At 35.7% G+C, this 16,063-nt stretch carries 16 protein-coding genes; 4 read left to right on the plus strand and 12 right to left on the minus strand.

The window, feature by feature from the left end:
- Entirely contained in the window at positions 1 to 2,607 is a 2,607-nt protein-coding gene (locus tag ACXACQ_RS02645; protein ID WP_474974372.1) for a TonB-dependent receptor, read from the minus strand.
- 469 nt (positions 2,608 to 3,076) lie between these two features.
- Between ACXACQ_RS02645 and ACXACQ_RS02650 the strand changes: the two genes are divergently transcribed.
- The 4 genes from ACXACQ_RS02650 (at position 3,077) to ACXACQ_RS02665 (ending at position 5,449) form a co-directional block, all read left to right on the plus strand.
- Positions 3,077 to 3,484 (plus strand): DUF4783 domain-containing protein, encoded by a 408-nt coding sequence (locus tag ACXACQ_RS02650; RefSeq protein WP_474974373.1) that lies wholly within the window; start codon positions 3,077 to 3,079, stop codon positions 3,482 to 3,484.
- A 63-nt stretch (positions 3,485 to 3,547) separates the two neighbouring features.
- Positions 3,548 to 4,411 (plus strand): carboxylating nicotinate-nucleotide diphosphorylase, encoded by an 864-nt coding sequence (nadC, locus tag ACXACQ_RS02655; RefSeq protein ID WP_474974374.1) that lies wholly within the window; start codon positions 3,548 to 3,550, stop codon positions 4,409 to 4,411.
- Between the two features lie 42 nt (positions 4,412 to 4,453).
- Positions 4,454 to 4,927: a YcxB family protein gene (locus ACXACQ_RS02660; protein WP_474974375.1), complete on the plus strand. Its 474-nt coding sequence runs from the start codon at positions 4,454 to 4,456 to the stop codon at positions 4,925 to 4,927.
- Between the two features lie 69 nt (positions 4,928 to 4,996).
- Complete coding sequence (locus ACXACQ_RS02665) at positions 4,997 to 5,449, plus strand: regulatory protein RecX (RefSeq protein WP_474974376.1); 453 nt, start codon at positions 4,997 to 4,999, stop codon at positions 5,447 to 5,449.
- On the opposite strand, the gene ACXACQ_RS02670 is transcribed toward ACXACQ_RS02665, so the two are convergent.
- The 11 genes from ACXACQ_RS02670 to ACXACQ_RS02720 form a co-directional block, all read right to left on the minus strand.
- Positions 5,450 to 6,070 (minus strand): DUF4230 domain-containing protein, encoded by a 621-nt coding sequence (locus ACXACQ_RS02670; protein ID WP_474974377.1) that lies wholly within the window; start codon positions 6,068 to 6,070, stop codon positions 5,450 to 5,452.
- A gap of 56 nt (positions 6,071 to 6,126) precedes the next feature.
- Positions 6,127 to 7,035: a S66 peptidase family protein gene (locus tag ACXACQ_RS02675; protein ID WP_474974378.1), complete on the minus strand. Its 909-nt coding sequence runs from the start codon at positions 7,033 to 7,035 to the stop codon at positions 6,127 to 6,129.
- Between the two features lie 63 nt (positions 7,036 to 7,098).
- Positions 7,099 to 7,635, minus strand: coding sequence for an OmpH/Skp family outer membrane protein (locus tag ACXACQ_RS02680; protein ID WP_474974379.1), 537 nt, complete (start codon positions 7,633 to 7,635; stop codon positions 7,099 to 7,101).
- Positions 7,636 to 7,656: 21 nt separating this feature from the next.
- The gene (locus ACXACQ_RS02685; RefSeq protein WP_474974380.1) at positions 7,657 to 8,187 is read right to left on the minus strand and encodes an OmpH/Skp family outer membrane protein; all 531 of its coding nucleotides are present in this window, start codon (positions 8,185 to 8,187) and stop codon (positions 7,657 to 7,659) included.
- Between the two features lie 82 nt (positions 8,188 to 8,269).
- The gene (locus tag ACXACQ_RS02690; protein WP_474974381.1) at positions 8,270 to 10,951 is read right to left on the minus strand and encodes a BamA/OMP85 family outer membrane protein; all 2,682 of its coding nucleotides are present in this window, start codon (positions 10,949 to 10,951) and stop codon (positions 8,270 to 8,272) included.
- A gap of 3 nt (positions 10,952 to 10,954) precedes the next feature.
- The gene (locus ACXACQ_RS02695; RefSeq protein WP_474974382.1) at positions 10,955 to 11,695 is read right to left on the minus strand and encodes an isoprenyl transferase; all 741 of its coding nucleotides are present in this window, start codon (positions 11,693 to 11,695) and stop codon (positions 10,955 to 10,957) included.
- 60 nt (positions 11,696 to 11,755) lie between these two features.
- Complete coding sequence (gene porG / locus ACXACQ_RS02700) at positions 11,756 to 12,490, minus strand: type IX secretion system protein PorG (protein ID WP_474974383.1); 735 nt, start codon at positions 12,488 to 12,490, stop codon at positions 11,756 to 11,758.
- A 1-nt stretch (position 12,491) separates the two neighbouring features.
- The gene (locus ACXACQ_RS02705) at positions 12,492 to 13,541 is read right to left on the minus strand and encodes a DUF6089 family protein (protein WP_474974384.1); all 1,050 of its coding nucleotides are present in this window, start codon (positions 13,539 to 13,541) and stop codon (positions 12,492 to 12,494) included.
- Between the two features lie 126 nt (positions 13,542 to 13,667).
- Positions 13,668 to 14,543 (minus strand): NAD kinase, encoded by an 876-nt coding sequence (locus ACXACQ_RS02710; RefSeq protein ID WP_474974385.1) that lies wholly within the window; start codon positions 14,541 to 14,543, stop codon positions 13,668 to 13,670.
- A gap of 77 nt (positions 14,544 to 14,620) precedes the next feature.
- Entirely contained in the window at positions 14,621 to 15,310 is a 690-nt protein-coding gene (locus ACXACQ_RS02715; protein ID WP_474974386.1) for a CBS domain-containing protein, read from the minus strand.
- Positions 15,276 to 16,043 carry an alpha/beta fold hydrolase gene (locus ACXACQ_RS02720; RefSeq protein WP_474974387.1) on the minus strand — a complete coding sequence of 256 codons (768 nt, stop codon included), beginning with the start codon at positions 16,041 to 16,043 and terminating at the stop codon, positions 15,276 to 15,278. Before ACXACQ_RS02720 ends, ACXACQ_RS02715 begins: the two co-directional genes overlap by 35 nt.
- Positions 16,044 to 16,063: the final 20 nt, after the last annotated feature.

Here is a 16,063-nt window from a genome sequence, read left to right on the forward strand (position 1 = left end):
TTAGAACTTAATCCTTAACCCTGCAGTCCATGTTCTTCCTAAACCATAAAACACTCGTGCTCCAGGAGCATCAGGTCTTCCATCGTTATTCGAGTCCCCATCTCTAGCATCAGAAATGTATTCTTCGTCAAAAATGTTATTTATGTTTCCATAAATACTAGCATCAAGTTCTCCTATTTTAAAATCAAACACTGCATTAATATCTACTAAAGCATAATCAGGAACTTTCCATGCCTGAACACCTAATAAGTCTTCACTTGTTCTGTCAGTAGGGTCATAAGATGCATATAAATCTGCATAATAATTATAAGTAAGACCTAATTTTAAATTTTCAATCACTTTATAGTTTGCACCAATTGATGCAGTAGTTTGTGCTGAATTACCAACTTTTAAATCTTCAATATATAATTCAGAGATTGAACCTACTTGGTTTTGATTTTCATCGAATATATTTACTCCGCTTACATTGCTCTTCCATGTCCAGTCTCCTAAAGACAACATACCGTTAACTGAGAAGTTAGTAGTAGGAGTATATTTAAAATCTACTTCAACTCCTTGATGAAGTGCATCAACACCTAAGATATTAGCAAAATATAACTGAGAGCTTTCATCAACTGATGTATTAGGATCATCTTGTGCATTGAATGATCTAGTGAAAGTTCTATCCATCCAGCTAGTTCTATATAAGTTAATATTAGCATTGAAATCTTTGCTTCTATAACCATAGCCTAATTCAAAACTTAATATCTTTTGATTTTCAGCGTCTTGATTAACGATGTTAGCGTTGTTTTGATAAACAGCATCAAAATCAGGGGCTTTTTCGAAATAACCTAAGTTAGCAAACACATTGTGATGTCTTGTTAAGTTATAATTAGCTCCACCCTTTACTTGATATCCAAAGAAGTTTTCGAAATCAGTCTCTTGCAATGGATCGCTATCTAAATACTGGAAGTAGTCGATTCTCTTGTAAGATGTGTTAGATCCTGATAATGAAACAAATGCATTTAACTTGTCTTTAGAGTACTCAGCTTGAAAAAATGCTCCTTCCCAAAGTACAACACCATCATTATAGTAATCTCTTTTATCTCCAACTCCTAATCTTCTATTTGGATTATTAACATCACTGTTATCTAATACATAGTCAGCTCCTAATAAATTAGTAACTTCTGAGAAGTGGATACCTTTATAATACCTTAAATCAAGTCCTCCTAATAAATTGATATTTGAATTAAGTTCTTTTGTATATGTACTTAAAACTCCATACCATCTATGATCATTTCTTGATGCCCTTAAGTAAGCCAATGCATGACCATCATTAGAATTAACATTTTGATCAACAACAGCATCTAAATCATATGCTGAATATTGGTTTCCTGTTCTGAAATCACCGATAGCAATATCACCATTTTGGTAACCACCGCCACCACCAGTTCCGTAAGAAGCATAAAGTGCAGTAGCTAACTCTGAAGTTTCATCTATTGTCCAGTAATGGTTTAATGAAAATTGTGGTTTATGATAGAAGTTATCTTCAACGTTTACCACTTGTCCATTCAAATATCCCCAGTCAGCATTATATTTTAATCCTTGAGGAGCATTTCTAAAAGTCTCTATAGATTGAGGGTTTTGTCTTTGTCCATGCCACTGAGGAGCTCCAAAACCAGTTAATGACAATGTATGATGATCATTAATAATTTTAGAAATATTAACAAAGTAATTGTAGCCTTTAAACTGAAGTCCATCTGCCCATCCATCGCCTTCAATTTTGGCACCTTGTACAGAAAACGCCCAGTTATTTTCAGTAAGACCTGAAGAAACGGCAAATGAAATCTTGTTATAGCTATTATTTCCTATACCTCCGTAGATATATCCTCCTTTTTCAGCGTCAGTAGATTTTGTAAGGATGTTCATTGTACCACCTATAGAGGGTACAGCCACTTTAGAAGCTCCCAAACCTCTTTGTACCTGCATAGAACGTGTAACATCTGTTAATCCAGCCCAGTTAGACCAATAAACAGTACCATTTTCCATATCATTAACAGGTACACCATTAATTAGTACTGCTACGTTTTCAGAGCTAAATCCTCTAACGTTAATTCTAGCATCACCATAACCACCACCTTGTTTAGTAGCATACACACCTGGAGTAGACTTTACTAATTCAGGGAATTCTTGGTTACTGGCTTTTTCTAAAATGAAATCACTTTTAATAGTTGATACAGCAACAGGCGTTTTTCTATCTTCCGCCACCGAAGCAATAATTTCAACTTCATTCAAACCAATAGCATCTGACGCTAATTTGATTTCGCCTAAGTTAACATCTTGACCAGCTTGCACATTAGCTTTTAGCTCTTTTACCTGATAGCCAATAAAGCGTACTTCAATAGTTTTAGAACCTACAGCCACTTCACCAATTTTGAAGTTACCTTCAAGATCAGTAGTAGACCCTTTAGTAGTTCCTTTAACTACAACGTTAGCCCCAATTAAAGGCTCTCCATTATCTGCATCCAGCACTCGGCCACTAATAGTGCCATTTTGTGCTTGTGCAGCAAAACCTGCCGTCACAATTAAGGTGATAAGGGTAATACCAAATCGTAAAAATTGTTTCATTCCTTGTTTGTTTGGTTTGAAAATAGATTATTTAAATTATCAATAGTCATTTGCGCCCGCAAAGATAATTTTTTAATGTAAGGAGCTGTGAAAGAGTATTTTATTTTAATAAAAAATAACATGCCTCAATGTTAACTTAATGTTAAGAAACCGTTACACAAGAATTTATTATCAGTACAGGCTATCATAGAAATCCATTCATTTGGTGCGGCAAGTTAATATTCAAAAACATGAAATACCATTGTTTTTTCAGGATATTTAAATAAATGGTTAAACAACAAGCGTGAAGCCCAAAGGGCACTCATCAGTAAAATTTATGAACTTAGCAAGGTTATCAGATATAGTAATTTTAAGGAAAGCCTTACATGGAAAGTTGCTAGAATGAAAAGTTTATACTAATTTGAAAATTCTTTAACCAACAGATTGGCATAATTTTGGCCAGATTGAGGGTGTAAATGTCAGCAATAGTATGAAATACATTAAAAGCATAGTGTTTTTATGCACTATAGGTTTATTCAGTGTTGTCTCGTTCAACACATCATTAGCACAGGGGGATATTATTAATGATGTTAAAGAAGCCATTAAAACTGGAAGCTCTAAAGAGATTGCAAAATTTCTAAATCAAAACGTAGATGTAACTTTGGATGGCAACATGCAGAGCTATAGCAAAACTCAAGCGGAGTTTGTGCTTAAAGATTTCTTTAAAAACAATCCTCCATCAAGCTTTACCATAGTGCATCAAGGGGCTTCAAAAGGAGGACTTCCGTATGCAATAGGTCAATATATTTCTAACAAACAGACCTACAGGGTATGGGTGAGAATCAAAGACTCTGGAAATAAATACCTTATACACGAAATATCTTTCATAAAAGAATAATACAGATATAGCATTTCTATGAAGAAGCACTGATATAATCAGTGCTTTTTTTATTTTTGCACGATGGAATTTAGCTATTTAACGGAAGATTCGATTAATGCCTTCATTGTAAGTGCTTTTAAAGAAGACGTGGGAGAAGGAGACCATTCTTCATTATCTTCTATTCCGGCAGACGCGCAAAATAAGGCTCAATTAATCATTAAAGATAATGGCATTTTGGCAGGTGTTGAACTGGCCGAAAAAATCTTTAATCATTTTGATCCATCTCTAAAAGTAAATCTGCTTATAAAAGATGGTGCTGCTGTAAATACCGGAGACATTGGTTTAACAGTAGAGGGATCCGCTAGGTCTATATTGAGCTGTGAACGATTGGTGCTCAACTGCATGCAAAGAATGAGTGGAATAGCGACCTATACCCACCAGCTATGTTCTTTAATAAACGGAACTTCTGCCAAGCTTAAAGATACTCGTAAGACTACACCTAACTTTAGGTTGCCCGAAAAATGGGCTGTAGCCATTGGCGGAGGCACTAACCACAGATACGCATTATATGACATGATAATGCTTAAAGACAATCATATCGATTTTGCGGGTGGAATAGAAAATGCCATTGTTTCGGCACGAAAGTATTTGCAAGACAAGAACAAAGACTTACGCATTGAAATCGAAACCCGCAATATAGAAGAGGTAAAAGAAGTTTTGAAGGTAGGCCAAGTAGACATCATTATGTTAGATAATATGATGCCTTCCACCATGAAAGAAGCCGTGAAACTGATTGATGGAAAATACGAAACAGAAGCGAGTGGTGGTATTACCGAAAAAAGCATAAGAGAAGTAGCTGAATGTGGGGTTGATTTCATTTCTGTTGGAGCGCTTACCCACTCTGTAAAAAGCCTTGATATTAGCCTAAAAGCAATTAAAAATTAATAATAGGATATAACATACATTTATATTTTAATCATTTAAATCATGATCGTAAAAACAAAGAAATACAAACTTGAAAGCGGCACCTACATCAAGCTGGGGTTAGTAAACGTACTAAAACAGCAATGGTGGGTTTTTCTTATAGCATTAGCTCTTTGTGCCGGGTATTTCTTCCTTCCTAACATCTGGTGGTTTATAGGCACTGGAATAGCATTAACACTTTATATTTTATTTTGGGTAATTCAGTTTGCTGGTGTTACTCAGTTAGATCAAACAAAAATGCTATTTGAAAGATTATCGTATGAAATTACCAGCCAACAAATATTAGTGAAACTTAACTCAAAGCAAGGTATGCCCATCAAGTGGGATCAGGTTAAGAGAGCTCAGGTTGGTAAAGATTACATTTTACTCATGATCAATAAAGTACAGCTCATTCATCTCCCTTTTAGAATTTTCAACTCTGACAATGAAAGAAAGTTTGTAGAGAGTATTCTTAAAAGAAAAGGATTTCAAAAATAATACAAGCGCTCATAGGGCGCTTTTTTTATGTACACACCCGACAACAATAAAAATAAAAGAACCTTTACCATGAAAGAAGCCATGCTCAAAGCGGCTGACTTTTGTGCGTATCAAGAAAGAACTCAGCAACAGGTAAGGGATAAACTATACGAATATGGCTTAAGGCAAGATGAGGTCGAAGATGTTTTAACTGATCTCATTACTGAAGGCTTTATAAATGAAGAGAGGTTTGCCATTGCTTTTGTTGGGGGAAAATTTAGGCTCAAAAAATGGGGAAGATTAAAAATTATGCAAGCCTTAAAGCAGCACAATCTATCTGACTACTGTATAAAAAAAGGAATGCAGGAAATAGATGATGAGCAATATTACGATAACCTCTGCACTATTATTGCACGAAAACATCAATCCACTAAGGGAGAAAATCAGTTTATAATTAATAGAAAAGTGGCCAATCATGCTATTCAAAAAGGGTACGAGGCCGAATTAGTTTGGGATATTATCAGGTCCGACTATACCAGCTAACTACCTTTGCAAGTCGATACTAACTCCTGGTATATCATCAGTAAGAATAACTGTTTTGCCACTTATACCTTCTAGCATAGGCCTTAAAATCAACTGAGCATTAGCTTTTGTTTGTTCCAATATACCTGAGTTTAGGGCAGCCTTTTCTATTTCTCTTTCCGCAGTTTTATAAGCCTTCTGAATAAACTTACTTTCATCCTTCAACGGATTAGTTTGTAAATGAAATATGCGGGTATTCTCCATATCCAGTTTATAATAACAAATTTCAGGCTCCGGAAGTCGTAGGTATACTGTATCTCCAGCTAATGCCAAGTCATTGGTTTTAACTTTCGTAAGATCTATACATCCTACGGCATTTCCCGCACTCACCAATGCTATTTTAGAATCTGGACCTATCTTAAACAACCTAAAGTATTCTTTACTTAACTCAGTTACTTCCGTAACTTCTTTAAAATTATACCTCACCAGTTCCATTTTACCAATAGCTTCAACCTTTTGCAATATTGTAGTTTGAGTTACTTCTTCTACCACTTCCGTTTTGCGCCCTGTAAACGAGATGTAGAGAGATAAACCAAGAACAATTACTAAAAGCCATGGCAATATGAAAAGTGCTTTCCGCATAAAATCTTTTGTTAGTACATACAGATAGTAAATGTAACAGCCTCAATAATTGTTTATTAATTATGCGGCAAACTTTTTATTGTAACGCATTGATTATCCACCATAAACAAAACTTCTCTTCCTTCTACAATAGCTAAATTGTAATTTTCATGACCTACAGGCACATTAAACGCAACAGGAATATCTAAGCATTTAAAATGATGAAAGATAAGTTCATTAACACCCATTCCAAATGGAATTTGGGTATCTTTTATTAAGGAAAAATCTCCAATAATTACGCCTCTAAGCTCAGCAAACTTACCTGAACGCTGCAGTTGTGTAAGCATCCTATCTATTTTATATAGGTATTCATCTATTTCTTCAATGAATAAAATCTTACCATTAGTATCAATCTCATTATCAGTACCTATACTATCTGCTAGTAAAGACAAATTACCGCCTATTAACTCACCTTTTGTATTACCTAAAATATTGTGGTTACAAGCCTTTATTTCATAGTGAAACTCACCATTGAATAGCACATTATATAATGACTCTTTAGATAATTCAGTGCCTTCCTTCTCAAACTGAACAGGCATCAATCCGTGTATAGATTCAACACCGATGTTATTTAATTTTAAATGAAATGCTGTAATATCACTAAACCCGATCAACCATTTAGGGTTTTCCTTAAACTTCTCAAAGGATAGCGCATCTACAATTCTAGTAGCCCCATAGCCACCCCTTGCACAAAATATGGCCTTAATCTCTCTATCATCCAACATCTGTTGCATTTCGTACGCTCTTTCCTCATCAGTACCTGCAAAATAGCCCGCGCTATTATACAAATGCTCCCCTAGCGTAACCTCTAGTCCCCACAACTGCAATGTTTTTATAGCCATTGACACCTGGTCTTCAGTTATCATTCTCGAAGGAGAAACTATCCCTACCTTGTCACCTTTTTTTAATAGCTCTGGTATAATCATAATTATAAGTATATAAAAAAAGCCCCTTGAAGGGGCTTTTTAATATAAATTATTATTCTATTCTTAGTTAGAAGAAGGTGTAACACCCATTTTTTTCAATACTAAGTCACTAATATCAAATTTAGAATCAGCATATAATACTACATCAACTCCAGCAATCTGACCATTAAGCACGTAAGCATAGCCATTCTCCTTTGCTACAGATTCAATATTGTTGCCCACTTTTTCATATAAAGGCTGCATTAATTCCGTAGACTTCTTTTGAATTGAAGACTGAGCATCTTGTTGGAATTTTTGAATTCTTTGCTCCAATTGCTGCAATTCAGTTTCCTTGTCTTGTCTAATAGCTGCATCCATAGTAGCTGCACCTTGCTGGTAAGCCTGTAATTTAGTTTGATACTCTTGGTACTTAGCTTGTAACTGATTTTGTAATTGGGTATTGTGAGCTTTCAAATCAGCTTCAACTTGCTTTGCCTCAGGCATTTGACTTAAAATGTAATCAACATCAGCATAAGCGATTTTCATTGCTGATTGTGCCTGTACTGATGCAAGCCCAAAAAGTGTAAAAGCTATTACAGTTAAAAATAATTTGTTTCTCATGGTATATTAAAATTTAACATTCTACTTAATTGTGTCATTAGGATCACCTAACCCTAATTGCTCGAGCACATAATCTGTATAATCATGTCGTGGGTCTGTGTATATCATTACCATCTCCCCCGACTTATCAAACATGATTGCTAATCTTTCTTCTTTGCAAACTTTCTCTATTGCTTCAAATATTTTATCCTGAACGGGCTTTACCAACTCCTTCTTTTTAAGAAAGAACATGCCCTCAAAACCAAATACCTTCTTCTGATATTCTTTTAATTCCTCTTCCTTCGTTTCAATTTCCGCCCTTCTATCCTTCTTCATCTCTGCAGTAAGCAATACCTCTTCAGCCTGTAATTCATCATACATGCCTTCTATTCCTTTTGCCATCTGCTTAATTTCTTCTTCCCACCCAGAGGATAACTTATCTATTTCCTGCTGAGCTTCTTTATATTCAGGCATTTTACTCAAAATGTAATTGGTGTCTACATAACCAAATTTTTGAGCATATATATTTACAAACGAAAATAATGCCAGAACTAAAATAAATACCTTTTTCATGTTTTATTATCAATGTTTTTAACTACTACTATAAATAGTAGAATGCCAATTTACAGACACCAACGATAAAAACCTCTTACTATTATCTAATCTGCTGCCCAATTGTAAAGTGGAAATGAGCCCCGCTATTATCAAGTGCTCCTGGTAATGTATCAAAACCATACCCCCAGTTAACACCTATCAATCCGAATGCAGGCATAAATATTCTAGCTCCAAATCCAGCAGATCTATAATTTTCAAATGGATTAAATTCTTCATAGCTACCAAAGTTATTACCTGCCTCGAGAAATACTAATCCGTATATAGTGGCGGCTTGGCCTGTTGTTACAGGGTACCTAAGCTCTAATCCAAATTTGTCATATACTATACCACCAGAAACCGCATCTGTATCAACATTTGAATAAGGAGGTGTAATAGCATTATTATCATAACCTCTTAAGCCAATCACATCTGTACCCAAAACAAAGTTTTGTCCTGCCAAACCATCACCTCCTAAGTTAAACCTTTCGAATGGACCAATACCCGCTTTCTTAGAGTAAGAACCAATGAACCCAAAATGAGCCTTAGCTTCCAACACCAATTTACCAACTACGGCCTGATAATATTTAGCATCAAACATCCACTTATGATACTCCAACCATCTGTACTTTTCTTTATCGGTAGCATTGTCATAATCCAAATCTCTCCATAGAGAATACGGAGGAGTAAAACTCGCACTTAATGATATTTGAGAACCAGAAGTTGGATACATTGGATTGTCAATACTATTTCTAGCCAAAGTAGTATTGAAAGTAATACTTGTAGCATTACCATTTTCAAAGCCCTGAATACCTCCGAACGAATAATTATCAAGGCCATATACCAAATAAGATACAGAGTTGGTTAATGTAAAATAGTTATCTGGCCATTCTAAGTTACGGCCAAGGCCTACAGTTACACCTTTTAAAGATAAGCTTGCATTATAATGCCCATAACTAGGGTATGATCCATCATCTTCTAAAACACGAGCTCTCTGGATAGAGTAATTTAGACTAACCGTTAACGAATTTCTCTTTTTACCCCCTAACCAAGGTTCAGTGAAAGAGAACGAGTAACTCTGATACTGTCTACCACTAGCTTGGGCTCTTAAAGATAATTTCTGACCATCACCTACAGGTATTGGAGTAAACTTACCCTTCATCATATTTCTTAAAGAGAAGTTATTAAGTGTTAAACCAAGTGTTCCTACAAATCCTAGTTGACCTCCCCAGCCACCAGATAGTTCTATCTGATCACTTGATCTTTCAACCAACTGCCAATCAATATCAACAGTACCGTCAGCAGGATTAGGTCTTACATCAGGGTTGATCTGTTCAGGGTCAAAATACCCTAAAGATGCCAACTGCTGCTGTGTTCTAATTAAGTCAGATCTACTAAATTTCTGACCTGGTATAGTTCTTAGCTCTCTTCTTATTACATGATCTCGAGTTCTGTCATTTCCAGAAATAAGAATATTTTTAATAGTAGCTTGTTCCCCCTCATAAATTCTCATCTCAATATCAATAGAGTCTCCTTCAACCGCTACCTCTACCGGATGCACCTGGAAGAATAAATATCCATCATCCATATACAAACCACTGATATCAGGCCCTTTAGGGTTAAAGCTTAATTTTTGATCTATTAATTCTTTATTATAAACATCTCCTTTTTCTATACCCAATATCTTATCAAGTGTAGCATCAGAGTGAACAAAGTTTCCTGTCCATATTATATTACGGAAATAGTATTTTCTGCCTTCGCTAATTTCCATTTCTATATCTACAGTATTATCATCATGTGCATACACCGTATCTCTCACAATAGCAGCATCACGATATCCTTTTGAATTATAGAAAGCGATAATTTTGTCTTTATCATCTTCGTAATCACTACGTATAAATTTAGCAGACTTGAAAAAGTTAAGCTTAACGTTATCATTTAAAAAAGCCTTTACCTCATCACCAGAAACCTCGTAGGTAGAGTCAATAAAGCCTTTAACGTTATCAGGGTTGGTGGCTCCCACCACAACTTCTGCGGCACGCCTAAACAAAGAAAGTCTAACATGCTCGTTGGTAGACTTCATTTTCTTTTTCAACCTATTATCATCAAATACATCATTACCTGTAATAGCAATGTAGTTAACCTTCACCTTTGCTTTGGGGTTTACAGCAATTTTAAGCTTAACACCATCATTATTAATAGTATCAGCCTGCTGAATAACATTTACCTCTGCATTGAGGTATCCCTTCTTTACATAATAATTTCTTACTGTGATTTCAGTATTTCTGATGATGGCATCACTTAATATTCTACCACGGATAAGGTTAAGATCTTCTCTCAATTCACTTTCCTTAGATTTTTTCACTCCTTCGAAAGTAAACCCGGTAAGTCTTGGCCTTTCTGCTAACTCAATATTAAGAAAGATTTTATCACCTTCAATCTTATCGATTTTAATGGTAACATCACCAACAAGGCCATGCTTCCACAGCTTACGGATAGCTCCGCTAATTTCGTCACCAGGAACCTTCACTTTATCACCAACCTTAAGACCGGTTAGGGAGATTAAAGCGTTCTTATCAAGAACATTAAGGCCAGTAACTTCAATGTCGGCAATAGTATATTCTTGAGGGTTTGAGTAATTTAGGTCGCTATCGTCAGATGAGGAATTTCCTCTTTTTCGAAATTGAGCGTCTGCCTGATTGACAATAATAAAACCTAAAGCTAAAAAAAATAGTATTCTCTTCATTAATCAAGTGTTCACCTGTTCACTAATTCGACCAAACCTTCGTTCTCTTTTTTGATATGCTATTATGGCCTCATGTAAATCAGCTTTTCTGAAATCGGGCCAAAATTTTTCTGTTATGTAAATCTCTGTGTATGCCAACTGCCAGAGTAAAAAGTTACTAATCCTCATTTCACCACTGGTTCTAATCAGTAGTTCGGGATCAGGCATGTTAGCGGTATTTAAATAACTGGAAAACAATTCATTATTAATGTTGTCAATCTCCAGTTTTCCATCCTTTGCATCATGAGCAAGCTGCTTCACAGCTTCTATGATTTCCCACCTTCCGCTATAACTTAAAGCTAATGCTAAGGTTAACCCATCATTATCTTTAGTGGCATCCATCGCTTCATTAAGTTCTTTAATACAATTTTTAGGTAAAGACTTTAAATCCCCGATAGCGGTTAAACGTACTTTATTCTTCTGTAGTGTTTTTAACTCTTTTTTTATTGTGGTAACGAGCAGTTGCATTAATCCTGAAACTTCAGCAGCTGGCCGCCCCCAATTTTCGGTAGAAAAGGCATATAAAGTTAAATACTCTACTCCAAGTTCCGCACATCCTTCAGTAACATCTCTTACTGCAGTTATAGCGTTTTTATGCCCGAATATACGGGCTGCTCCTTTGCTTTTAGCCCATCTACCGTTACCATCCATGATAACAGCAATGTGCTTAGGAAGCTCTTCTTTTACAATATTTTCTTTAGGCATAGACACAGGAGCGCAAAATTAACCGTAATTATATAAAAAAGCCTACTTTAAATGCTCTTTTTAATTCCTGCGATAATTTTTCTTATACGGACTAGAAGGACATGGTATTGAATAAAATGAGTATGTGAGCGTTAAACCCATAAAATAGTACATATCATTATCATATTGATTACCATACTGGTAGTCTTTAATGTCTCCATCACCTTCCCCTACATTATCGAGATAATCAAAAAAAGTTTTTCTTGCACCAAACTCAAGCCCTAAATACCACTTAGGGTTCAATATATATTTAAAACCAACTCCAAATGGTATGGCTGGTTGAATATTGCTATACTCTGCAGGCTTCTCACTTTCTCCTGATATTCCAAACATGGCCAAACCTCCAAAAAAATAAGGTGTCCACCTTATCATAGTTGATCTGTCTCTCCATTTCAAAAAGTGATATTCAAATACAGTAGAAGCTTCGAATAAAAACACATCAAACTCAGCTTGTCTTTGATCTGCAAAAACATCTATAGGAGTCGCCTCATCACTACCTTTGACTTGCCCTGCAGTAGCCGCAATTCTAAAACTAACAGCATCGCTAATATTAGACCTATAAAACAATGTGCCTCCTGGGCCAATTGATTTTAGGTTTATCCCTCTGGCCAAATCCCCTGAATATTTAAATCCCCCAATGCCAAAGCCCACTTCACTGTTTTGAGCCTGAGCTCCAAAAGCTATTAATAATAAAAACACAAAAAAGGGGAACCTCTTTAGAAGTTTCCCTGATATAGTATAAAAACGTTGGTTCATTTTATCTGAATTTCGCTCGCCTAAACGAGCCTCCTAATATTACGGCTACTTTAATACTCGTAACGATGTAAAGGTCATTTTCATTACTATTACCTCGTAAATTTTTTTCTTGTTCGTAACCATAACCCATAATTTTCTCCTCGCCATCTACAACTGTTCTTCTATTATAAAGCTCAGCAATGTTAGGGTTAGAGAGGTCTCTCGCATCTCCAGAAACAGGATCTATTGCTATACCCGACAAATCGGACATATATCTTGCCAAAGCGGCATCGTCTCCTGTAAACAGGCTAGGGTCAATGTAATTCTGACTTACATCATCTAAATAATCGGTAAACAAGTACCTAAAACCAGTTTCAATTGATATATCTACTACTTGGTTAACCCTATATCTCATACCTATTCCAAATGGCAAGGCTAACTGAATTCTACTATAGGGATCTATACCATAGTTAGCATCTGTTTCTCTTAAGTTAGAGTGTTGTCCTTCGGTCCCTAAAGGCTGCAAGTCTACCCAAGTACCTGCTTCTGGCAAACCGCTATCTTCAGCCACATAGGCCTGTGGATTATGGTAAAACCCTGCCACACCACCATATACATAAGGAGTCCATTGAACTCTACTCAAGTAAGAGGCTTCATTCTCAAACAAGTCAAAAATGGCCACTACACTCAACTCATGTATTCTATTTCTAAAGTGAAGGTTTCTCACATATCTATATTTGGCTCCTTCATCGTTAGGATCAGCCGAATCAAAATCACTACCGCTAACAGTACCATAAGTATAGGTAGCTCTTAAGGAGTATCTTGGGCCAAACCTACGTCCAAAGAAAACTCCAATGCCGGGTTTAGTATAGGAAATATCTGTACTAGACCACTTATCTAACGGAGCCAAATCACCAAAATAATTAAATGCATTGGCAGAAATACCAATATAATTATATCTTTTCTCTTTGTTAAAGCCCTGCTTTCTCCCCCTGAAACTTGTAATACGTTTATTATTTCGCTTAACTTTTCGACTTCTAATTTGAGCATCAACCTCATTTATAGAGGTCATGATTATTAAGAAGCAAATTATAAAACCAAGGACTCTTTTCATTTTAAATCATTTACAACTAGCACTTTACCTTTATTCTAAACCAGCAAATAAGTCAAAAGTAATCATTAATTGTTGCTAAAAAAACTAATTTCTTACATCCAGCCCCCAATTGAGCTTTTGTCTTAAGGTTTTAAAATAGCTATTATCTTTCAACTTTACTAATCTCGCTTTAAAATCTTCTTTTCTTACTTTAAGTTCCACAGTATTATCCACTGTTTCAAAACGAGAATCCAATGCTATAAGAAAGTTATTACTTCTACCTTCTATAGTAAAAGAAAGCTCTGCATTATCTGGCACAACAATAGGCCTAACTGTAAGATTATGAGGACTTACCGGTGTTAAAATGAAGTTATCAGAATGTGGTATCACTACTGGTCCCCCACAACTGATGGAATAGCCGGTGGAGCCCGTTGGTGTTGATAATATCAAGCCATCAGCCCAGTATGAGTTTAGAAATTCTCCATTTATGTATGTGTGTACCACAATCATTGATGAAGTATCCTTTTTTAAAATGGCAAAATCATTTAAAGCAAAATTCAATCCATCAAAAAGGCCTGAAGGTGATTCTAACCTCAAAAGGGTTCTGTCATCAAAATCATAGTTAGAGGCGAATAAGCTATCAATGGCACTTGCCACATCAGATTTAGCAGTGGTAGCTAAAAAACCCAGTCTACCAGTATTTATGCCTAAAATAGGCACTTTTTTATCACGTATATGCGTAAGAGCTTCTAGCAGCGTACCGTCTCCACCAAGGGTGAGCATAAAGTTTAAAGCACTGAGATCATCTCCCCTATGATAAAGGTTAACTTCTCCTGAGCTAATATCATTGAGTTTTAATTGCTCATTGAACTGCTCAGAAACGATTATTTCGGTTTTCCTTTTTTTTAGTTCATCGAAAACAAGCTGAATTACATCCTGAGTTTCCTGACTAAAATCTTTACCGTGAATGCCAATTTTCATTATTAAAAAATAATTAAATATTCAGGTTTAGCTGAAATATAATAGTTGATTTAAAAATGAGATTTTGAATGAAATGTTTAGATATCGAGAAATCTCAAAAGCATATCGATTTTCTCTTTTTCATCGTCATGCACTTTAGTTTCTTGAAAGCGAGCGATGATTTTATAACCAAACCTCTCTAAAGTGGCCACTGCATGGCTAAGGTCTAGTCTATTTAATTTTAAGGTAAGCTTAATTTTAGACGGATCGAGTTCGTCTTCTTTCACGCTGCTACTTAAAATCTTAACATTATTCTCTTCAACCAGGCGGCTAATTTCTGAAAGGGAATAATCTATTTGATTGATAGATAGCACCAGAATTCCACCAGGGATTTGCACCGCAGCCGATTGGGCAAACGAAGTAATAGTATCTTGTACGGTAATAACCCCGGCATACTTATTATCTTCATTTAACACCACAACCATTTGCACATCGTTGTCTGATGCTATTTTTATAACTTCATAAAAGTGCGATTTACTATTTACCACACATTCGTGTCCTACTAGTTCAAACTCTGATATTTCTTTATTGGCGTCATTAGCCTCTAAAATCATATCTTCTGTTAACAGGCCTAAGAACAATTCGTTTTCGACAACCGGAAGTTGATTACACCGTAATTCTTCCATCCATAAAATAGCCTTGTGAGCAGCGTCACTAGATTTTAATGGCGGAATCATATGGTTTATCAGTTCTTCAGCTATCATTTTGTCTTGCGTGTAAAAATTCACTCAGTATTTCATTAAACTTTTTAGGGTGTTCCATCATTGGGGCGTGGCAGCATTTATCAATAAAATGCAACTCAGAGTTTGGTATTAATTTATTAAACTCATGCCCTACTAATGGAGGGGTTATAGTGTCATTAAGCCCCCATACTAATAATGTAGGTTGCTTAATTTTTGGTATTTCTTTGGCCATATTATGTCTTTGTGCTGATTTAGCAATAGCCACAATACGCAAACACTTAGGAATACTTTTTGTTGTCTCAAACACCTCGTCTACCAGCTCCTTAGTAGCAGTAGCAGGATCATAAAAAGTATAGGCTACACGTTCTTTTATATATTCATAACTCCCTCTTTTAGGGAATGAACCTCCCATAGAATTCTCGAATAATCCGCTGCTTCCTGTAAGCACTAGGTTAGTTACTTTATCAGGATTAGCTAGTGTATAAATTAACCCTACATGGCCTCCTAGCGAATTACCTATCAAAGTCATTTTCTCAAGTCCTTTCAATTCAATAAAGCCCTCGAGAAAACTGTTTAAACCTTCTAGCCCTGCCTTTTTTAGTGGCATTTCATAAATAGGCAACAAAGGTATTATTACTCTATAATTTTCTTTAAAATGATTAACTACAGCTTCCCAGTTGCTAAGTGCACCGAATAACCCGTGTAACAATAGGAGCACATCTCCTGCACCCTCATCAATATATTTGTAATCTTTTTCTTCTTTAATAGTTAGCATCATTCTTTATAGTGCCTGTTACT

The organism is Fulvivirga sp. AWR4_260 (assembly GCF_056158185.1).